13 protein-coding genes and 1 pseudogene are annotated in these 15468 nt (G+C 71.7%); 8 read left to right on the top strand and 6 right to left on the bottom strand.

All coding sequences use genetic code 11. The features are described from left to right. Positions 1–18: 18 nt before the first annotated feature. The 4 genes from SPRI_RS27995 (at position 19) to SPRI_RS27980 (ending at position 4472) form a co-directional block, all read left to right on the top strand. Complete coding sequence (locus tag SPRI_RS27995) at positions 19–996, top strand: hypothetical protein (protein WP_053557438.1); 978 nt, start codon at positions 19–21, stop codon at positions 994–996. Further along, the gene (locus tag SPRI_RS27990) at positions 993–2258 is read left to right on the top strand and encodes a sensor histidine kinase (RefSeq protein WP_053557437.1); all 1266 of its coding nucleotides are present in this window, start codon (positions 993–995) and stop codon (positions 2256–2258) included. Before SPRI_RS27995 ends, SPRI_RS27990 begins: the two co-directional genes overlap by 4 nt. Further along, positions 2255–2911 carry a response regulator transcription factor gene (locus SPRI_RS27985; protein WP_005319041.1) on the top strand — a complete coding sequence of 219 codons (657 nt, stop codon included), beginning with the start codon at positions 2255–2257 and terminating at the stop codon, positions 2909–2911. The genes SPRI_RS27990 and SPRI_RS27985 overlap by 4 nt, the downstream gene beginning before the upstream one ends. 112 nt (positions 2912–3023) lie before the next feature. After that, positions 3024–4472, top strand: coding sequence for a peptidoglycan D,D-transpeptidase FtsI family protein (locus SPRI_RS27980; RefSeq protein WP_053557436.1), 1449 nt, complete (start codon positions 3024–3026; stop codon positions 4470–4472). Between the two features lie 196 nt (positions 4473–4668). On the opposite strand, the gene SPRI_RS27975 is transcribed toward SPRI_RS27980, so the two are convergent. Beyond that, a complete protein-coding gene (locus SPRI_RS27975) occupies positions 4669–6297 on the bottom strand; it encodes an IS200/IS605 family element transposase accessory protein TnpB (RefSeq protein WP_053557802.1) in 1629 nt (542 codons plus the stop codon). Between the two features lie 187 nt (positions 6298–6484). On the opposite strand from SPRI_RS27975, the pseudogene SPRI_RS27970 reads away from it, so the two are divergent. Beyond that, positions 6485–6847, top strand: a pseudogene (locus tag SPRI_RS27970) (hypothetical protein); the annotation flags it as partial. A 19-nt stretch (positions 6848–6866) separates the two neighbouring features. Here the strand turns inward: SPRI_RS27970 and SPRI_RS27965 are convergent. Continuing rightward, on the bottom strand, positions 6867–8003 hold the full coding sequence (locus tag SPRI_RS27965; RefSeq protein WP_005319032.1) for a hypothetical protein: 1137 nt from the start codon (positions 8001–8003) through the stop codon (positions 6867–6869). Then, positions 8000–8944 carry a 5-dehydro-4-deoxyglucarate dehydratase gene (locus SPRI_RS27960; protein WP_005319030.1) on the bottom strand — a complete coding sequence of 315 codons (945 nt, stop codon included), beginning with the start codon at positions 8942–8944 and terminating at the stop codon, positions 8000–8002. Before SPRI_RS27960 ends, SPRI_RS27965 begins: the two co-directional genes overlap by 4 nt. A 240-nt stretch (positions 8945–9184) precedes the next feature. Here SPRI_RS27960 and SPRI_RS27955 point away from each other — a divergent pair, with 240 nt between their 5' ends. Genes SPRI_RS27955 through SPRI_RS27945 form a run of 3 tightly spaced genes read left to right on the top strand, consistent with a single transcriptional unit; the run spans position 9185 to position 11535 of the window. Continuing rightward, on the top strand, positions 9185–10009 hold the full coding sequence (locus SPRI_RS27955; protein WP_037775016.1) for an NAD-dependent epimerase/dehydratase family protein: 825 nt from the start codon (positions 9185–9187) through the stop codon (positions 10007–10009). 53 nt (positions 10010–10062) lie between these two features. Next, positions 10063–10281: a hypothetical protein gene (locus SPRI_RS27950; RefSeq protein ID WP_037776988.1), complete on the top strand. Its 219-nt coding sequence runs from the start codon at positions 10063–10065 to the stop codon at positions 10279–10281. Between the two features lie 45 nt (positions 10282–10326). Further along, entirely contained in the window at positions 10327–11535 is a 1209-nt protein-coding gene (locus tag SPRI_RS27945) for a TerD family protein (RefSeq protein WP_005319026.1), read from the top strand. A gap of 69 nt (positions 11536–11604) precedes the next feature. Here SPRI_RS27945 and SPRI_RS27940 read toward each other — a convergent pair whose 3' ends face one another. The 3 genes from SPRI_RS27940 to SPRI_RS27930 form a co-directional block, all read right to left on the bottom strand. Next, positions 11605–11835, bottom strand: coding sequence for a hypothetical protein (locus SPRI_RS27940; protein ID WP_037775011.1), 231 nt, complete (start codon positions 11833–11835; stop codon positions 11605–11607). Positions 11836–12003: 168 nt separating this feature from the next. Continuing rightward, a complete protein-coding gene (locus SPRI_RS27935; RefSeq protein ID WP_037775008.1) occupies positions 12004–13434 on the bottom strand; it encodes an alkaline phosphatase PhoX in 1431 nt (476 codons plus the stop codon). A gap of 300 nt (positions 13435–13734) precedes the next feature. Then, positions 13735–15183, bottom strand: a complete 1449-nt coding sequence (locus SPRI_RS27930; RefSeq protein WP_005319023.1) for a hypothetical protein — start codon at positions 15181–15183, stop codon at positions 13735–13737. Positions 15184–15468: the final 285 nt, after the last annotated feature.

Here is a 15468-nt window from a genome sequence, read left to right as displayed (position 1 = left end):
CACGGCAGCGTAGGGGGCATGACAACCACCTCGGCCGAGACCGGCCTCACACTGCGACACCGCTCCCTCACGGCCGCACTGCGTGCCGTGGCGATCATGGCCTGCTTGCCGTATCTCGGGCTCAAGATCGCCTGGATCGCCGGCAGCCATGTCGGCATTCCCGATGGCAGCGCCCTGCTGGACCACCGGCTGGTGATGGCCATGGCCAACAGCCTCACCGTGCTGATGGACGCGTCCGTGGTGGTGCTGGCGCTGCTGCTCACCCGGCCGTGGGGGCAGCGGGTACCCGCGTTGCTGCTGGCGGTGCCGATGTGGGCGGCGACCGGACTGCTCGCGCCGATCATGATCGGGCTCCCATTTCAGCTGGTCGGCACGGCCATCGACGGCAGCGAGGCACCGGCCGCCGCGGAGGAGCCGTTCCTGAACGACTGGGTGTTCGGCGTCGTGTACGGCGGCTTCGTCCTCCAAGGACTCGCCCTGGGCACGCTGTTCGTGCTCTACGCCGGAAAGCGCTGGGGCCATCTGTGGCGCGGCAGGGTGTGGGACCTGCCGACCGGCGCGACGAGCACGTTCATGCGGGCCACGGCCGTCGCCGGCTCACTGCTCGCCCTGTTCCCCGCGGCCATGCACACGCTGTGGGCCGTCGGCGGGACCACGGCGCTCCCCGCCGACCGTGTGCTGCAACGCACCACGCCCTTCTACCTGTTGGAGGGTGTCCGCGTCGGCTTCGCGGTGCTGGCGGTCACCGCAGTGCTGCTGCTCGCCTTCCGGCTGCGCCCGGCCATGCCGGTGCGCGGGCTGCTGGCCGCCGCCTGGGTCGGGGCCAGCGCGCTGGCCGCCTGGGCGGGCTGGATGATCTTCGGCGCGGTCATGCCCGAGTCGGACGAGGGGAAGCAGACCCCCGCGCTGCTGATGCTCACCTACGCTGGGGAGATGATCTCCGGTCTGCTGCTCACCTGCGCCGTCGCCTCCCTGCTGCGCAGGCGCGGCGCATGACACAGCCGGGCCGGGTCCTGCGGTCCGCCGGCCGGGCGCTGTTCGGCCGCCGGGCCCGGTTGCGCTGGGTCCATCTGGTGCTCGGCGGCGCGTTGTTGATGCCGTTCTGGCTGGTGGGCACGGTGGTCGTGGGTCCGCTGACCGGCGGGGCGAACCCGTTCGCGGGCTCGCTGGCGCTCCAGTTCGGCGCGTACGCCGTGGCGCTGCCGCTCGCCGCCGTCGCCGGGCTCTTCCCCATGGCCAGACCGCTGTCGGTGGTCGTCGCCCGCACGCTGTGCGGCGTTCCCGGCGAGCGGCTCGCGGACGGGCAGGCACGCACCCGGGCCGCCCGGGTGCGCACCGCGGGCTGGTTCACCCTGCACCTCGGGGCGGGGGCGCTGGTCAGCGGGGCGTCCCTCGCACTGCCGCCGTTCGCCGTCGGGCTGATCGTCTCCCCGGTGTTCCCGGGGGTGCGGGACTACCTGCGGGTGCCGCACGACGTCTGGTGGTCGGTGCTGCTGGTGCTCGCCGGCACCGCGATGCTGCTGGCGCTCGCGGCCGTGTCCGCGGCCGTCGGGGCCCTGCTGGCCCGTCAGGCGCCGGTACTGCTCGGCCCGACCCCTGCCGACCGGCTGGCCGCGGCCGAGCGGCGGGCGACGGAACTCGCGGAGCGCAACCGCCTCGCCCGTGAACTGCACGACTCCGTGGGCCACGCGCTGTCCGCGGTGACCCTCCAGGCGGGAGCGGCCCGCAAGGTGCTGGACAGCGGCCGTGCCGCCGATGTGGAGTTCGTGCGGGAGGCGCTGGCCGCGATCGAGGAGACCACCCGCCGCACGGTGGGCGAGCTGGACGCCGTGCTCGGCCTGCTGCGCCAGGACGGCGACGGCGAGGGCCGGCTCGACGGACCGACGCTCACCGCCCTGGAGGGACTGCTGTCCCGCAGCGGCGTGTCCGTCACGCTGCACACGAGGGGCACGCTCACGGCCGTGGCGGCACCGGTCTCCCGCGAGGCGTACCGGATCGTCCAGGAAGGGCTGAGCAACGCCCTTCGCCATGCCGGGGCCTCACCGGTGACGCTGTGGATCGGCGCAGGAGAAGAGGAGTTGGAGATCAGGATGGAGAATCCCGTGCCCGAGCGGGCCCCGGTGCAACGCCCCGGCGGTGGCCGCGGGCTGCGCGGAGTCGCCGAGCGGGCAGCGCTGCTCGGCGGACAGGCGGCGGCCGGGCCGGACGACGGGGTCTGGCGGCTGTCGGCCAGGCTGCCGCTGGCGGGCCGCCGATGAGCACGGTACGGGTCGCCCTCGCCGACGACGAGCGGATGGTGCGCACCGCGCTGCGCGTGATCCTCGACGCGGAACCGGATCTGGAGGTCGTCGGAGAGGCGGCGACGGGCGCGGAGGCGGTGTCCGTGGTGCGGCAGCTGCGCCCCGACGTGGTGCTGATGGACGTACGGATGCCCGAGATCGACGGCATCCGCGCGACCGAGCAGATCCTGTCCACGATGGACGAGCCGCCGCGGATCGTCGTCGTGACGACGTTCGAGAACGATTCGTACGTGTACGACGCGCTGCGCGCCGGGGCGGCCGGCTTCCTGTTGAAGCGGGCGGGGGCCGACGAGCTGGTCCAGGCGGTCCGGCTGGTCGCGCGCAGCGACTCGCTGCTGTTCCCCGCCGCCGTGCGCTCGCTCGCCGCCGAGTACGGCCGCAGGGAGGCCGTGACCGCGCCGCCGTGGGTGGCACGGCTGACCGGGCGGGAGGCGGAGGTGCTGCGGCTGATGGCCACAGGGCTGACGAACGCGGAGATCGCCGGCCGGATGGGCGTGGGCCCGGCGACGACGAAGACCCACGTCGCGGCGGTCCTGGGCAAGATCGGCGCCCGGGACCGTACCCAGGCGGTGATCGCGGCGTACGAGTCGGGATTCATCTCGCCCGGCTGACCGCCGCCCTCCCCGGCCCGGCGCTGCCGGGCTCCCCGCCGCAGATGAGGAAGTCCTGAGAAAACGGACGGAGGGGAACGAACCGCGCCGTGCCGCTCGTCCCTCGTACGGGATGAACAAGACGATCAGGCGTGCCGCCGTCTTCAGTCTGCTGCTGGTCCTCGCCCTGCTGGGGCGGGCGACCTGGGTGCAGGCGTACGAAGCGACGGCCCTCACGGACAACGACCGGAACCGGCGGAAGATCATCGCGCAGTACGCGCATCCGCTGGGCGACATCATCGTGGCCGGCTCCGCGGTCACGGGCTCGAAGCGCACGGAAGGAGGCGACCTCGCGTACAAACGCTCCTACACCGACGGCGCGCTGTACGCGGCCGTCACCGGCTACAGCTCGCAGGCGTACGGGGCGACCCAGCTCGAGGGCATCTACTCCGGCATCCTCGACGGCACCGACCTCACGCTGAAGAACCCGCTGGACACGCTCACGGGCAAGCAGCAGGACCCGGGTGACGTGGTGACGACGATCGACCCCGCGGTGCAGAAGGCCGGCTTCGAGGCGCTCGGCGACACGAAGGGCGCCGCGGTCGCCATGGACCCGGAGACCGGGGAGATCCTCGGCATGGTCAGCACCCCGTCGTACGACCCCTCGACGATCAGCGGCACCCTGGACGGCGACGCCTGGCAGAAGCTGCTCGACGACGAGGACAAGCCGCTGCTCAACCGGGCGCTGCGGCAGCCGCTGCCGCCGGGGTCGACGTTCAAGCTGGTCGTCGCGGCGGCCGCGCTGGAGGACGGGCTCTACTCGTCCGTCGACGAGCAGACCGACAGCCCGGACCCCTACCGGCTGCCCGGCACGGTCACGGACCTGGAGAACGAGAACCCGTCCGCGCCCTGTGAGAACGCCACCATCCGGACCGCGCTGCGGTACTCGTGCAACAACGTCTTCGGCAAGATGGCCGTCGATCTCGGGCAGGACAAGGTGAGGGCGACGGCCGAGAAGTTCGGCTTCAACGACGAGAAGCAGGATGTGCCCGTACGGGCCTCGGCGAGCGTGTACCCGTCCGGGATGAACGCCTCGTCGACCGCGCTGACCGGCATCGGCCAGTTCGATGTGACGGCGACTCCGCTGCAGATGTCGCTGGTGTCGGCGGCCATCGCCAACGACGGGGTCATGGCGTCACCTCATATGGTGTCCAAGGTGGTGTCCGCGGACGGCGACACCCTCGAGTCCTTCGAGGACGGCGCCTCGCAGCGGATCATGTCGTCCGGGACGGCGGAACAGCTGCGCAGCGCGATGGTGACGGTGGTCGAGGACGGCACGGGCTCCAACGCGCGGATCCCGGGACTCGAGGTCGGCGGCAAGACGGGTACGGCACAGCACGGCGAGAACAACAGCAAGACGCCGTACGCCTGGTTCACCTCCTACGCCAAGGATCCGGACACCGGTAAGGCGGTCGCGGTCGCCGTGCTCATCGAGGACTCGGGCGCGGAGCGCTCTGAGGTCAGCGGCAACGGGCTGGCGGCGCCGGTGGCGCAGAAGATGATGGAGGCGGCGCTGAAGTGAGCGAGTGGCGCCGGACGAGGGTGTGAAGAACGCTGGGCGGCGGGGCGGGGCGCGCGGTATGCAGGGGCTTTCCGTATCCGTTCGGTGCCCCTGGAGAATCCTGTGCGCTTCCTGCCCCGCTCCCCGTCCGGCTGGACCATGGCGGTCTTCGGCGTTCTCGCGGCCGTGCTCGGTGTCGTCGGCCTGATCACCGTTCCTATTCAGTGAGCAGGAGTGAGTCTTGGACCCATTCCTGGTCGCTGCGGGCACCCCGAACGGTGTTGGGTGCCCTGGTTGCCCGCGTTCTCGCCGCGTCCGGGGGCGCGCATCGTGTGCGTGGTCCGGGAATGCGGGGGCGGGTTTCCTCACGCCCGAGGGTGCCCGGGTCGGCCTGGACGGTCCGATGCCCCGCACGATCGCTCTGGTCGTGCGGGGGCGGTGTCGTCCGTCGCCGGATCGGGTGCCCTTGGGCGCGTCTGCCGATCGCGATGCTCGCCGCATCGTGCCGGCTCATCTTGCGGGTGGGGCCGGCCATCGGCTTCTGCCAGTGCTGCGCGCCCCACTTGGATGTGTAGGCGGGGTCGACGGCGATGATCGTCATGCCTGTCCGGTCGGCCATGGAAGTCAGCCGGGCACGAAGTTTGCCCGTGGGCATGCCGGAGATCAGCTGCCGGAACCTTCGCCTGCGGCCGTGCTTCTCCCTGGTCTTCTCGGCCTGGAAGTCGAGGTCCTCGACCGCGATCGCCTTCACGCCGCAGGCCTTGGCCCAGTGCAGGAGTCGGGTGAGGGCGTGGCGGACCTGGGCGTCGCGGTGGGGGGCGCTGCCGGTGAGGTCGTAGGCGAAGCGGCGGGGTTCACCGCATGGGTTGCCGTGGGTGTCCAGGCGCCAGGCGGCGAGGTGGTCGGCGTTGGTGTCGACGCCGATCACGCCGTGGGCGAGGGCGGCTTCGAGCGGAACGGTAGGGGTGGGTGGGATCTGCCAGGAGGCGGTGAGATACCAGCGGTCGCGTCCGGTGTCGTGGTGGATGCGGTAGGCCACCGCCCGGTTCGCTGCCACACGGTCCGCCCACTCGGAGCCCCGGTGCGCGAACCGCACCCGCCCGGCGAGTGCGTACCGGCCGTGCGCGGCGTTCGCCAGATGGGCCAGCGGTGCCGGGAGCTTGATGCTGACGTCGCCTTCGGGGGTGATGCGGATCGTCTCGTTGCCGAACCTCTTCCCCGACTCACCATCCGCCTGCAGGAACCAGCGCTCGGCCTCCCACCGCTGCCGCCACTGGGCTGCGGTCAGCCCCGCATCGGCAAGGTGATGCCGGGTGCGGGCCAGGCGTCGGCCGCCGCGCACCACGCGCACCCGGCCCGCGTCCCGGTCGGCCCGCACCCGCCCAAGACGGTCCTCCAGCACCCGCAGTCGCCGGGTTTTGTGGAACCACTCGTGCGCGGAGCGGTAGCCGCCCGGGACCCGCCGGGTGCCCTTCGCCCCGACCGGCAGCGACAACCGATGCGCAATCGTCCTGACACCGGCCTCGAGGCCCTGGATGTGGGCAAGTTGGCCGCGCCGGGCCAGTGCCCACTGATCGTGCGTGGCCTTCGTGATCGACCCGGCCCACCGCGACGACGACACCCCCGTCAACGCCCGCTTCCGGACCGCCCACGACTCGCTGTCGTGCTCCAGGCCGTCCGTGCACCGCGCCTTGAGATCACGCGAGGCGAGCGCGCCGAGATGCGCACCCACCAGGCGCAGCACCTCCTCATCCCCGGCCGTCAGGCACTTGAGCCGCGTACGCACTGCCACACCCGAAGGTCCGGTGACCACGAACGGCGCCGCCACCTCCCGCAGACCACCCACCGTGCCCACCCCCTCCGCACCGGACCACACACCCGTCACCACCCCCAACGACCACCACCCGCAAAGGTCACCCATTCGACACACGAACCCCCATCCGCCCCGCGAGCCCTCACACACCACAGCCCACAACAACCAACCCGCACATGGCAGAAATCACACATACACAGTCAAACAGCACCAGTTCACAACCCCTGACGCCCTGCTCGTCTCCATGGGGTTCGAGCCCGTGCCCGACTCCCGCCGCGCGGACGGGGACCACACCCTGGTCTTCGTCACCGCCTCCTCGATGGCCGCGGTCAATATGGGCGTCTACTACGTCCTGGCGTCCCTCGCCGACTGGAAGCCCTTCTTCCGCTGGACGGTGCCGTTCCGGCTGCTGACGTGCACCGTCTTCGTCCTCGCGGTGATCGGCGGCCGCGCCCCTTCCGGCTTCCTCGGTGTGGGCCTGTGGGAAGGGCTCGGCGCGGTGGCGACGGGTCTGGCCCTGCGCTTCGAACGCGGCCGCGGGGCACCGAGGCAGGACCCGCTCCCGCTCGGCGCCCCGCAGTGAACCACCGTCCGCGCCGGCCCTACGCCAGCGCCGCGCGGACCGCCGCCAGGTCCGCGTCGGACGCCAGGCCCGCGTGGTAGAGCCGGAGTTCGGTCGCGCCGAAATCCGCCGCACGCTTCGCGTCCGCCGCCAGCGTGGTGGGCGCGCCTCCCATACCCGTCACCACGGTGAAGTTCGCGGCGAGCACGGTGCGGTCCGTCGCGTGTTCCGCGAACGGGGCCAGCAGCCGCGGCCCCGCGGTGCAGGGCACGACCACGCCGTCGGCGACCGACAGGATGTGCGCCGGCTCCACCCCGGCGTTGGCGCCGCAGTGGTGGGCGACCGGGTCGGCGTGCAGCAGGACCCGGAAGCCCGCCGGGGCCGCTGCCCGCACCGCGGCGACGGCCGCCTCCTGGAGCGTCCTGGCCGTGCTCGTACGGAACTCCAGGACGGGCCGGGCCACTTGGGCGTCCAGTTGCTGCGCCTGACCGCCCCGCCACAGCGGCGCCAGCGCGTCGCGCACCGACTCCGCGAGCCGGCCGGGGTCCACGCCGAGCCCCTGGTAGCCGTCCCGGCAGGCCGGGCAGAAGCAGAGGGACATCAGGTACTGCGCCACGTCGTCCAGGGCGACGCCCGCGATCTTGTCGTGGGCGTGCAGGTGGGACACCCCGTACCAGCCGCACGACTCCAGTTCCGTACCCCCGGCGCCCGGGCGGACGGCCGCCTCCGCCGCGAGCGACACCAGGTACTCCCGTACTTCGGGCTGCGCGATGCACGGCGCCCAGGGGTAGCGGTCACCGTAGGCGTTGACGACCGAGGTCCGCGGATGCTCGGCCCCCAGACGGGAGTTGTGGGCCAGCACGACCCAGGTGTGGACGTCGAGGCCCGCCTCCGCCAGCGCGGCGGCCGCCTCGCCGTAGGCGTCGCCCGGCGCACCGTCGCCCGCCGTGTACGGCCGCAGCGCGCGTCCCGCCCAGCGGCCTTCGTCGGGCGGGTAGTACACGGCGGCGTGTTCGGCGGTGACGATCCGGTGGGCCGGGTGACGCGGTGTCAGGGCCCGTGTGGCGTGGTAGGCCGAGGCGAGGGTGACCTGCCGGACGCCGAGGTCCGCGATGCGGGCGGCGGCGTCCACGTCCCCCACGACGTCCCACGGGTACAGGAAAGCGGAGGCCCTCACTCGTCGTCCTCCAGCAGCGCCCTGCCCTGTTCGATCAGCGCAGCGAGCGCCTTGACGTGCCGGTCGGCCGGCTCGGTCAGCGGCGGCCGCACCTCACCGACGTCCAGCCCTTCGAGCCGCACCCCCGCCTTCACCAGCGACACGGCGTACCCGCGGCCCTCGTTGCGCAGTTCGACGAGCGGTACGAAGAAGCCGTCGAGGAGGCGGTCGACCGTCTTGTCGTCACCGCGGTCGAGCGCCCGGTAGAAGGCGAGCGCGATGTCGGGGGCGAAGGCGAACACGGCGGAGGAGTACAGGGTGATGCCGATGCCGCGGTAGGCAGGCCCGGTGAGCTCGGCGGTGGGCAGCCCGTTGAAGTAGAGGAAGTCGCGCTCCGGCAGTTCACGGCGCACGGCGCTGACGATCCGCTGCATGAGGTCGAGGTCGCCGTGACCGTCCTTGAGCCCGATGATCTTCTCGACACCGGCCAGTTCGACCACGGTGCGGGGCGAGAAGATCGCGTTGTCACGCTGGTAGACGATGACGTCGAGCGACGTCGCGGCGGCGAGGCGGGTGTAGTGGTTCAGGAGCCCGGCCTGGTCGGCGACGACGAGGTAGGGCGGCATGGCGAGCAGTCCGTCGGCGCCCGCCTCCTCGGCGATCTTCGCGTACCGCTCGGCGAGGACGGTGCCGTAGCCGGCTCCGGCGAGGACGGGCACCTGTCCGGCCGTCTCCTCGACGGCCACCACGACGCAGTCGCGGAACTCCTCGGGCGTCAGGGCGTGGAACTCCCCCGTCCCGCAGCAGGCGAAGACGGCGGCCGCGCCGGCGTCCACACCCTTTCTCACATGCGCGCGAAAAGCTTCGAGGTCGAGACCGCCGTCCGGTCCGTACGCGGTGACGGGGAAGAACAGCGGTCCCTTGATCCGGGTGAGCCGGGCTGCGAGCGGATCTGAGGTCACGGGCGCTCCCTGGGCCGTGCTCCGGGCTCCGAGCCCGTGCACAATTCTGATCGACGTCCATATTTCTGAACGCGATCCACGCTATGGCAGCCCACTCGCACCGGTCAAGACAGGAACATGCATTCCAGGCACAGAATGACCCACCCCGCGCGACACTTGACGGTGCCGGGGCCACTCCTTAGCGTGTCCACGCATGTGAATATCATCCATTCACTTGAGCGCACTCGAGGAGATCCGCCCATGCCCGCTGCCCGTACCGTCCTGCTCACCGGCGCAGCCGGCGGACTCGGCACCCTGATGCGCGGCCTGCTGCCCGCGTACGGCTACGAACTCCGTCTGTTCGACGTCACGCCCATCGAGGGCGAGCCGGACGCGATCACCGCCGACCTCGCCGACAAGGCGGCCCTGCGCGAGGCGGTACGCGGGGTCGACGCGATCATCCACCTCGCGGGCATCTCCCTCGAAGCATCGTTCGACAAGATCCTCAAGGCCAACATCGAGGGGACGTACAACCTCTACGAGGCCGCACGGGAGGAAGGGGTGAAGCGGATCGTCTTCGCCTCCAGCAACCACGCGGTCGGCTTCGTCCCGCGCCCCCAGGGCGACGCCCCCTTCCCGCCCGAGGCGCTGATCCCGGTCGAGACCCGCCACCGCCCCGACACCTTCTACGGCCTGTCCAAGTGCTTCGGGGAGGACCTGGCACAGCTGTACTGGGACCTGCACGGCCTGGAGACCGTGTCCGTGCGCATCGGCTCCTGCTTCATGGAACCGACGTCCGTACGGATGCTCTCCGTCTGGATGAGCCCCGGTGACGGCGCCCGCCTCTTCCACGCGGCCCTCACCGCCGAGAACGTCGGCCACACCATCGTCCACGGGTCTTCCGCCAACACCCGCCTGTGGTGGGACCTGACCAGCGCCCGGGCGCTCGGCTACGAACCGCAGGACGACTCGGAGCAGTACGCGGAGAAGCTCGTCGCCGAGCACGGGGAGCTGAACCCGGACAACCCGGACCACGCCCACCTCGGCGGCCACTTCACCACGAACCCGCCGCGGTGGCCGTACTGACGCCCCGGGAAAACCCCGTGCCGCGCAAACCGGATTCCGCCACGATGACGTCCATGGCGAGACCCTTCGGATTCACGTACACACAGCTCGGTGACGGCACGGTGACCATCAGCCACCGCGGCCGCGCGGCGGGGACCCTGCGCGGCACGCGCGCGGAGAAGTTCCTGGCGGAGGTGGGCTCGGGGGACGCCCAGCTGGTCATGGCGCGGTGGACGGGCGCGTACAAGTTCGGCAATGAGCGCCTGGCGAAAAATCATCCCCGTAACAGGTGACAAGGGTAAGGGAACGGTAAAGCGGACTCGCTCGTTACCTCAGTCATGACAGCTATGACCCCCGGCTCGAACATCCCCCTGACCGCCGCGCGCGTGGCGGTGGACGTCGCCGCTCCGGTGCGGCTCGACGTATCGGGCCTGCTGCTCACCGCCGACGGCAAGGTGCGCTCCGACGACGACTTCATCTTCTACAACCAGCCCCAGGGCCCCGGCGTGAGCTACCGCTCCGGCGGCGGCACCGCGCCCGACGCGATCGTGGTCGACACCACGGCCGTGCCGCCCGGCATCGAGAAGATCGTCGTCACGGCGAGCCCGGACGCGGCGGGGCAGACCTTCCAGGGCATCGAGCCCACCGCCACCATCCGCAACGCCGACGACGGCAGCGCCCTCGCCACCTTCACCCCGCCGCAGCTCGGCGCGGAGACCGCGCTGGTGGTCGTCGAGGTCTATCTCCGCGGCGGCGTCTGGAAGGCCCGTGCGGTCGGCCAGGGCTACGCGAACGGCCTGGCGGGCATCGCCACGGACTTCGGCGTCTCGGTCGACGAGGAGCCCGCGGCCGCCCCTGCCGCCCCCCGGACCCCCGCGCCGCCTGTCACCGCGGCCCCGCCCGCCGACCCGCGGGTCGCCGCGACCCCGCCGGCGCCCGCCGCCCCGCCGGCCGCACCGGCCGCCACCGGCAAGATCAACCTGGACAAGGGCCGGGTCAGCCTCCAGAAGAACCAGACGGTGTCCCTGGTCAAGGGCGGCCGTCCGCTGCTCTCCCAGGTCAAGATGGGCCTCGGCTGGGAGCCGGCGTTCCGCGGCAAGGACATCGACCTCGACGCCTCCGTCATCGCCTACGGCCCGAACCGCAACCACCTGGACAGCTGCTACTTCGGCAAGCTCTCCATCCTGGGCGGCTCGGTCAAGCACTCCGGCGACAACCTGACCGGTGAGGGCGCGGGCGACGACGAGGTCATCGTCGTGGACCTCGGCCGGCTGCCCGCCGACGCGACGGGCCTCGTCTTCACGGTCAACTCGTTCTCCGGCCAGAAGTTCACCGAGGTCGCCAAGGCCTACTGCCGGCTGATCGACGCCACGACCGGCGAGGAGCTCGTCCGCTTCGACCTGACCACCGCGGAGCCGCAGACGGGCGTGATGATGGCCAAGCTGATCAAGCAGTTCTCGGGCGAGTGGGAGATGACCGCCATGGGCGACTTCGTGAAGTCGCGCACCGTGCGGGGCATGGTCAAGCCCGCGGCACAGGCGCTCTGAAAAGTCCGCCGGGGGTGCCCGTCGCTCTGCGGCGGACACCCCCGGCGGGGAAAAAGCTGAAAAGCGTGCTCAGAGTTTGGCCAGTTTGGAGAACGGACTGAGGATGCGGCCCTGCCTGCCGGAGAAGTCGACAAGCACGGCGGCGTTGTCACCTTCCACGGCGAGGACTCTTCCGAGACCGAACTGATCGTGGGACACCCTGTCGCCCGCTTCAAAGCATTCGATCGGCGGCTCTTCCAGGGACGGACGGTTGAAGGGGCTGGACGGCAGGTGGCGCCGGGAACCGGCTGACTTTGTCATTACGTTCAGTATGCGCCCCCGGCACCCCGCCACGCCACGCCCGAGCGCTCTCACTTCGGTGACGGGCCGGTCACCGGACCGCGTTCGATCAGCGAAAGCCTGCGGAAAGCGCCGTCGGCGGGGCCTTTGGAAAGTGTGCCGATTCACCACCGGCCGGCCGCGGGAGCCTCAGTGGCGGCCGCTCTGACGCCGCCAGGGGCCCGTGATCGCGAACATGATGCCCGGCGTCTGGATGCTGGCGTACAGCGTCCCCCCGTCGGGCGAGAAGACGACACCGGCGAACTCACTGAAGTCCGGGTCCTCCTCGGTGCCCACGTTGAACTCGTTACGGGCGATCGGATACGTACGGCCGCTGTCCGTGGCGCCGATCAGGTGCTGCACGCCCTCGCCGTCCTCGGCGATGATCAGCCCGCCGTACGGGGAGACCGTGATGTTGTCCGGGCCGTCGTAGGCACCGTCCTTCGACGGGTCGGGGTTCACACCGAGCAGCACCTTCAGCGTCAGCGTCCGCCGACGCGGGTCGTAGAACCAGACCTGGCCGTCGTGCTGCTCGGGGCTCTCCTCCCGGGCGTACGACGAGACGATGTAGACACCGCCGTCACCCCACCACATGCCCTCGAGCTTGCGGCCGCGGGTGACCTCGCCGTCCCTGAACTGCTTGCGCACGGAGACCGTCCGGGCGTCACGGTCCGGGACCTCCGTCCAGTCCACCCCGTAGACCGTGCCGATCTTCGTGGCGCGGGCCAGGTCGTCGACGAAGCGGCCGCCGGAGTCGTAGCACCTCGCGGCCTGGAGCACACCGGCGTCGTCGGCGAGGGTGCGCAGCCGGCCGCGGCCGTGCTTGAAGCCGTGCGGCGGCACCCAGCGGTAGAGCAGACCGTTCGGGGTGTCGGCGTCCTCCGTGAGGTACAGGTGACCACGCTTCGGGTCGACCACGACGGCCTCGTGTGCGTACCGGCCGAGCGCCTTGACGGGCCGCGGGGCGCGGTTGGCGCGGCGGTCGTACGGATCGACCTCGAAGACGTAGCCGTGGTCCTCGGTCAGGCCGTTCGTGCCCGCCGTGTCCTCGGTCTCCTCACAGGTGAGCCAGGTGCCCCACGGCGTCGTGCCGCCGGCGCAGTTCTGCACGGTGCCCGCAACGCCGACCCACTGGGCGACCTCGCCGCTGCGGTGGCTCTCCACGACGGTGCACCCACCGGGCGCGGCCGGGTCGTAGACCAGGCCCTCGGTGAGCGGTACGGGGTGCGCGACCTTCGCGCGCTCACCCTTGAGCTCATGGTTGACGACGAGCAGCGTCACGCCGCGCGGTCCCTCGAACGTCGCCGTTCCGTCGTGCTTGCCGGGCGTGAACTCGCCCGACTCCAGCCTGGTGACGCCACTGCGGGTGAGAACGCGGTACGTGAACCCGGCGGGCAGCGCGAGCATGCCCGCGGGGTCGGGGATCAACGGCCCGTAGCCCGGCCCCTCGTGCCCCTGACGCTCGTCCTCGTCCGCGAGGGCGCCGGGCGCGGTGGCGAGCGACCCGACGGCACCGGTGAGGGCCACGCCCGCGCCGGTGAGAGCGGACTGCTTGGTAAATTCCCTGCGAGTGAGCGGCATCAAGTCTCCTGAGAGGCAGGTCCGACGGCTGATCCGCCCACACCCTCGCGGCTGCGCACGAACGGAGCTTGAACGTTGCACTAAGCCCCTGGGACCGGGCGGGGCCTTTCCCCCGCAGGCCGGAACATCCGCTCTCCTTGGTGCGACCGGTCGCAAGAGCCGGACCACCCACCGGCGCAGCCACGCCCCGCAGGAGCAACGCCCCGTGCCGGACCGGGCCGCGCCCGGAAACGCCGCGCCCCCGAGTGCGTCACGCTCACGGGCCGGGCCGGACCGCACCGGACCAGGGCGCCGCGAACGTCAGTGAGCCGAGCGGGACTTGAAGGCCGCCTTCCGCGCCTCCTTCGCCGTCGCCTTGTCCCGGTGCAGCCGCCCCATCGCCTCCAGCACATCCGCCGTCGCCGGATGCTCCACCCGCCACGCCGCGTCGAAGAACCCTGTGTGCCGTCCGACGAGTTCCTCGACCAGGTCCTGGAGCTCCGCGGCCTCACCGCCCGCCGCGAGCTGCGCGGCGATCGTGTCGATGGCCAGCCAGAAGATCATGGACTCGGGCGGCGCCGGCACGTCCGACGCCCCGTGCTCGGCGAGCCAGACGCGGGCGAGGCCGCCGAGCCGGGGATCGTCGAGCACGTCGCGTACGGCGGGTTCGGCGTGCCGCCCGACCAGGGTGAGCGCCTGCTGGCAGTGGAGGCGGCGCAGCGGCGCGCCCGGGTCGTCACCGCGCGCGGCGGTGAGGAGTTCGCGGGCGGCGTCGGCGGCGTCGCGCCGGGCGAGCCACTGCTCGGTCTCCGCGCGGGCGGCGAGTTCGGGGTAGCGGGCGAGCCCGTCGAGCAGCACGTCCGCGCCCTTGTCGGCGAGATCGCCGACCGCGGGCGCCTCGACCCCGGCCTCCAGCAGGCGGGCCCTGACGCCGTAGAGCCCGAGGGGGGTGAGCCGGACCATGCCGTAGCGGGTGACGTCCTCGTCGTCGACGAGGGGGCCGGGGCCCTCCGCGGTGCCCTCCTCGGCCATCAACGCCTCGTCCACGGGCCGGTACCGGACGAGCCCGACCGGCTCCAGTACGCGGAACTGGTCGTCGAGGCGCATCATCGCCTCCGAGACCTGTTCCAGGACGTCGTCGGTCGGTTCTCCCATGTCCTCGGGGACGATCATCGACGCGGCGAGGACGGGCAGCGGGACGGATTCCTCTTCCACGGCCCTGTCGGAGACGGTGAGCAGGTAGAGGTTGCCGAGGACCCCTTCGAGGAACACGGCTTCGCGTTCGGGGTCCCAGTCGAGCGCTTCGAGGTCGATCTCCCCGTCGTCGCCGACGACCGCGGAGATGTCGTCGAGGACGGGGGCGATGGCGTCGGCGAAGACGACGTCGAGGGCGTCGAGCCACAGGCCGAGGACGTCCTGCGGTGAACCGCCGGTGACGAGTGCGAGGTTGGCTCCGGCGACGGCACTTCCGGTGTCGGAGTCGTCGGCCGGGTCCTCCACGTCCACGAGGCCCGTGTCGACGGCGACGCGCCACGCCTCGCTCGCGCAGGCGAGGTCCTCCTCGTCCCCGGCGTCCAGACCCAGCGCCTCGGCCGCCGCGGGAAGCTGCTCGTCGGGGAGTTCGCCGCCGACGCCGACCCGGGTCCGGGGGCCGGCCCAGCGGGCGAGCCTGACGGCCCGGGCCAGCAGCGGGGTGGCGAGCGCGTCCCGCGCCAGCTGCGCGTCCGAGTTCAGCCGTACCGGCGGCAGGGTGGGACGGTCTTGGGGCATCTGGTGGGTCTCCTCCGCGGCATACCGGATCCGGGCGGCCTTTGGGCGACCGGACGGCCCCCAGCGTAGACGTATTTCGTGCGGTTTCGCCGCGCCCGCTCGATCCGGACGGCCGGTCCCCCGGCCGGACCTTTGCCGGTGTGCGGGTTCATGTGGACTTAGGTCTCAGTACACCGGTTGACCCTTGACAAGTGACCTGCCCAGCCAAGAGATTGACGCGCGTAGAACCTGCCGGGCCCATGACAGGCCCCGTGGACCCTCATCCCACACCTCCCGGAGAACCTT

It is taken from the genome of Streptomyces pristinaespiralis (genome assembly GCF_001278075.1).
GTDB lineage: Bacteria > Actinomycetota > Actinomycetes > Streptomycetales > Streptomycetaceae > Streptomyces > Streptomyces pristinaespiralis.
The sequence above is the reverse complement of the archived record's forward strand: the minus strand, read 5'-3'. Positions and strand labels throughout refer to the sequence as shown.

Coding starts and splice junctions, on each gene's coding strand:
- SPRI_RS27950 (WP_037776988.1), top strand. CDS start 10,063: ATGGCGAGACCCTTCGGATTCACGTACACACAGCTCGGTGACGGCACG.
- SPRI_RS27980 (WP_053557436.1), top strand. CDS start 3,024: ATGAACAAGACGATCAGGCGTGCCGCCGTCTTCAGTCTGCTGCTGGTC.
- SPRI_RS27995 (WP_053557438.1), top strand. CDS start 19: ATGACAACCACCTCGGCCGAGACCGGCCTCACACTGCGACACCGCTCC.
- SPRI_RS27985 (WP_005319041.1), top strand. CDS start 2,255: ATGAGCACGGTACGGGTCGCCCTCGCCGACGACGAGCGGATGGTGCGC.
- SPRI_RS27935 (WP_037775008.1), bottom strand. CDS start 13,434: ATGCCGCTCACTCGCAGGGAATTTACCAAGCAGTCCGCTCTCACCGGC.
- SPRI_RS27945 (WP_005319026.1), top strand. CDS start 10,327: ATGACAGCTATGACCCCCGGCTCGAACATCCCCCTGACCGCCGCGCGC.
- SPRI_RS27990 (WP_053557437.1), top strand. CDS start 993: ATGACACAGCCGGGCCGGGTCCTGCGGTCCGCCGGCCGGGCGCTGTTC.
- SPRI_RS27930 (WP_005319023.1), bottom strand. CDS start 15,183: ATGCCCCAAGACCGTCCCACCCTGCCGCCGGTACGGCTGAACTCGGAC.
- SPRI_RS27955 (WP_037775016.1), top strand. CDS start 9,185: ATGCCCGCTGCCCGTACCGTCCTGCTCACCGGCGCAGCCGGCGGACTC.
- SPRI_RS27940 (WP_037775011.1), bottom strand. CDS start 11,835: ATGACAAAGTCAGCCGGTTCCCGGCGCCACCTGCCGTCCAGCCCCTTC.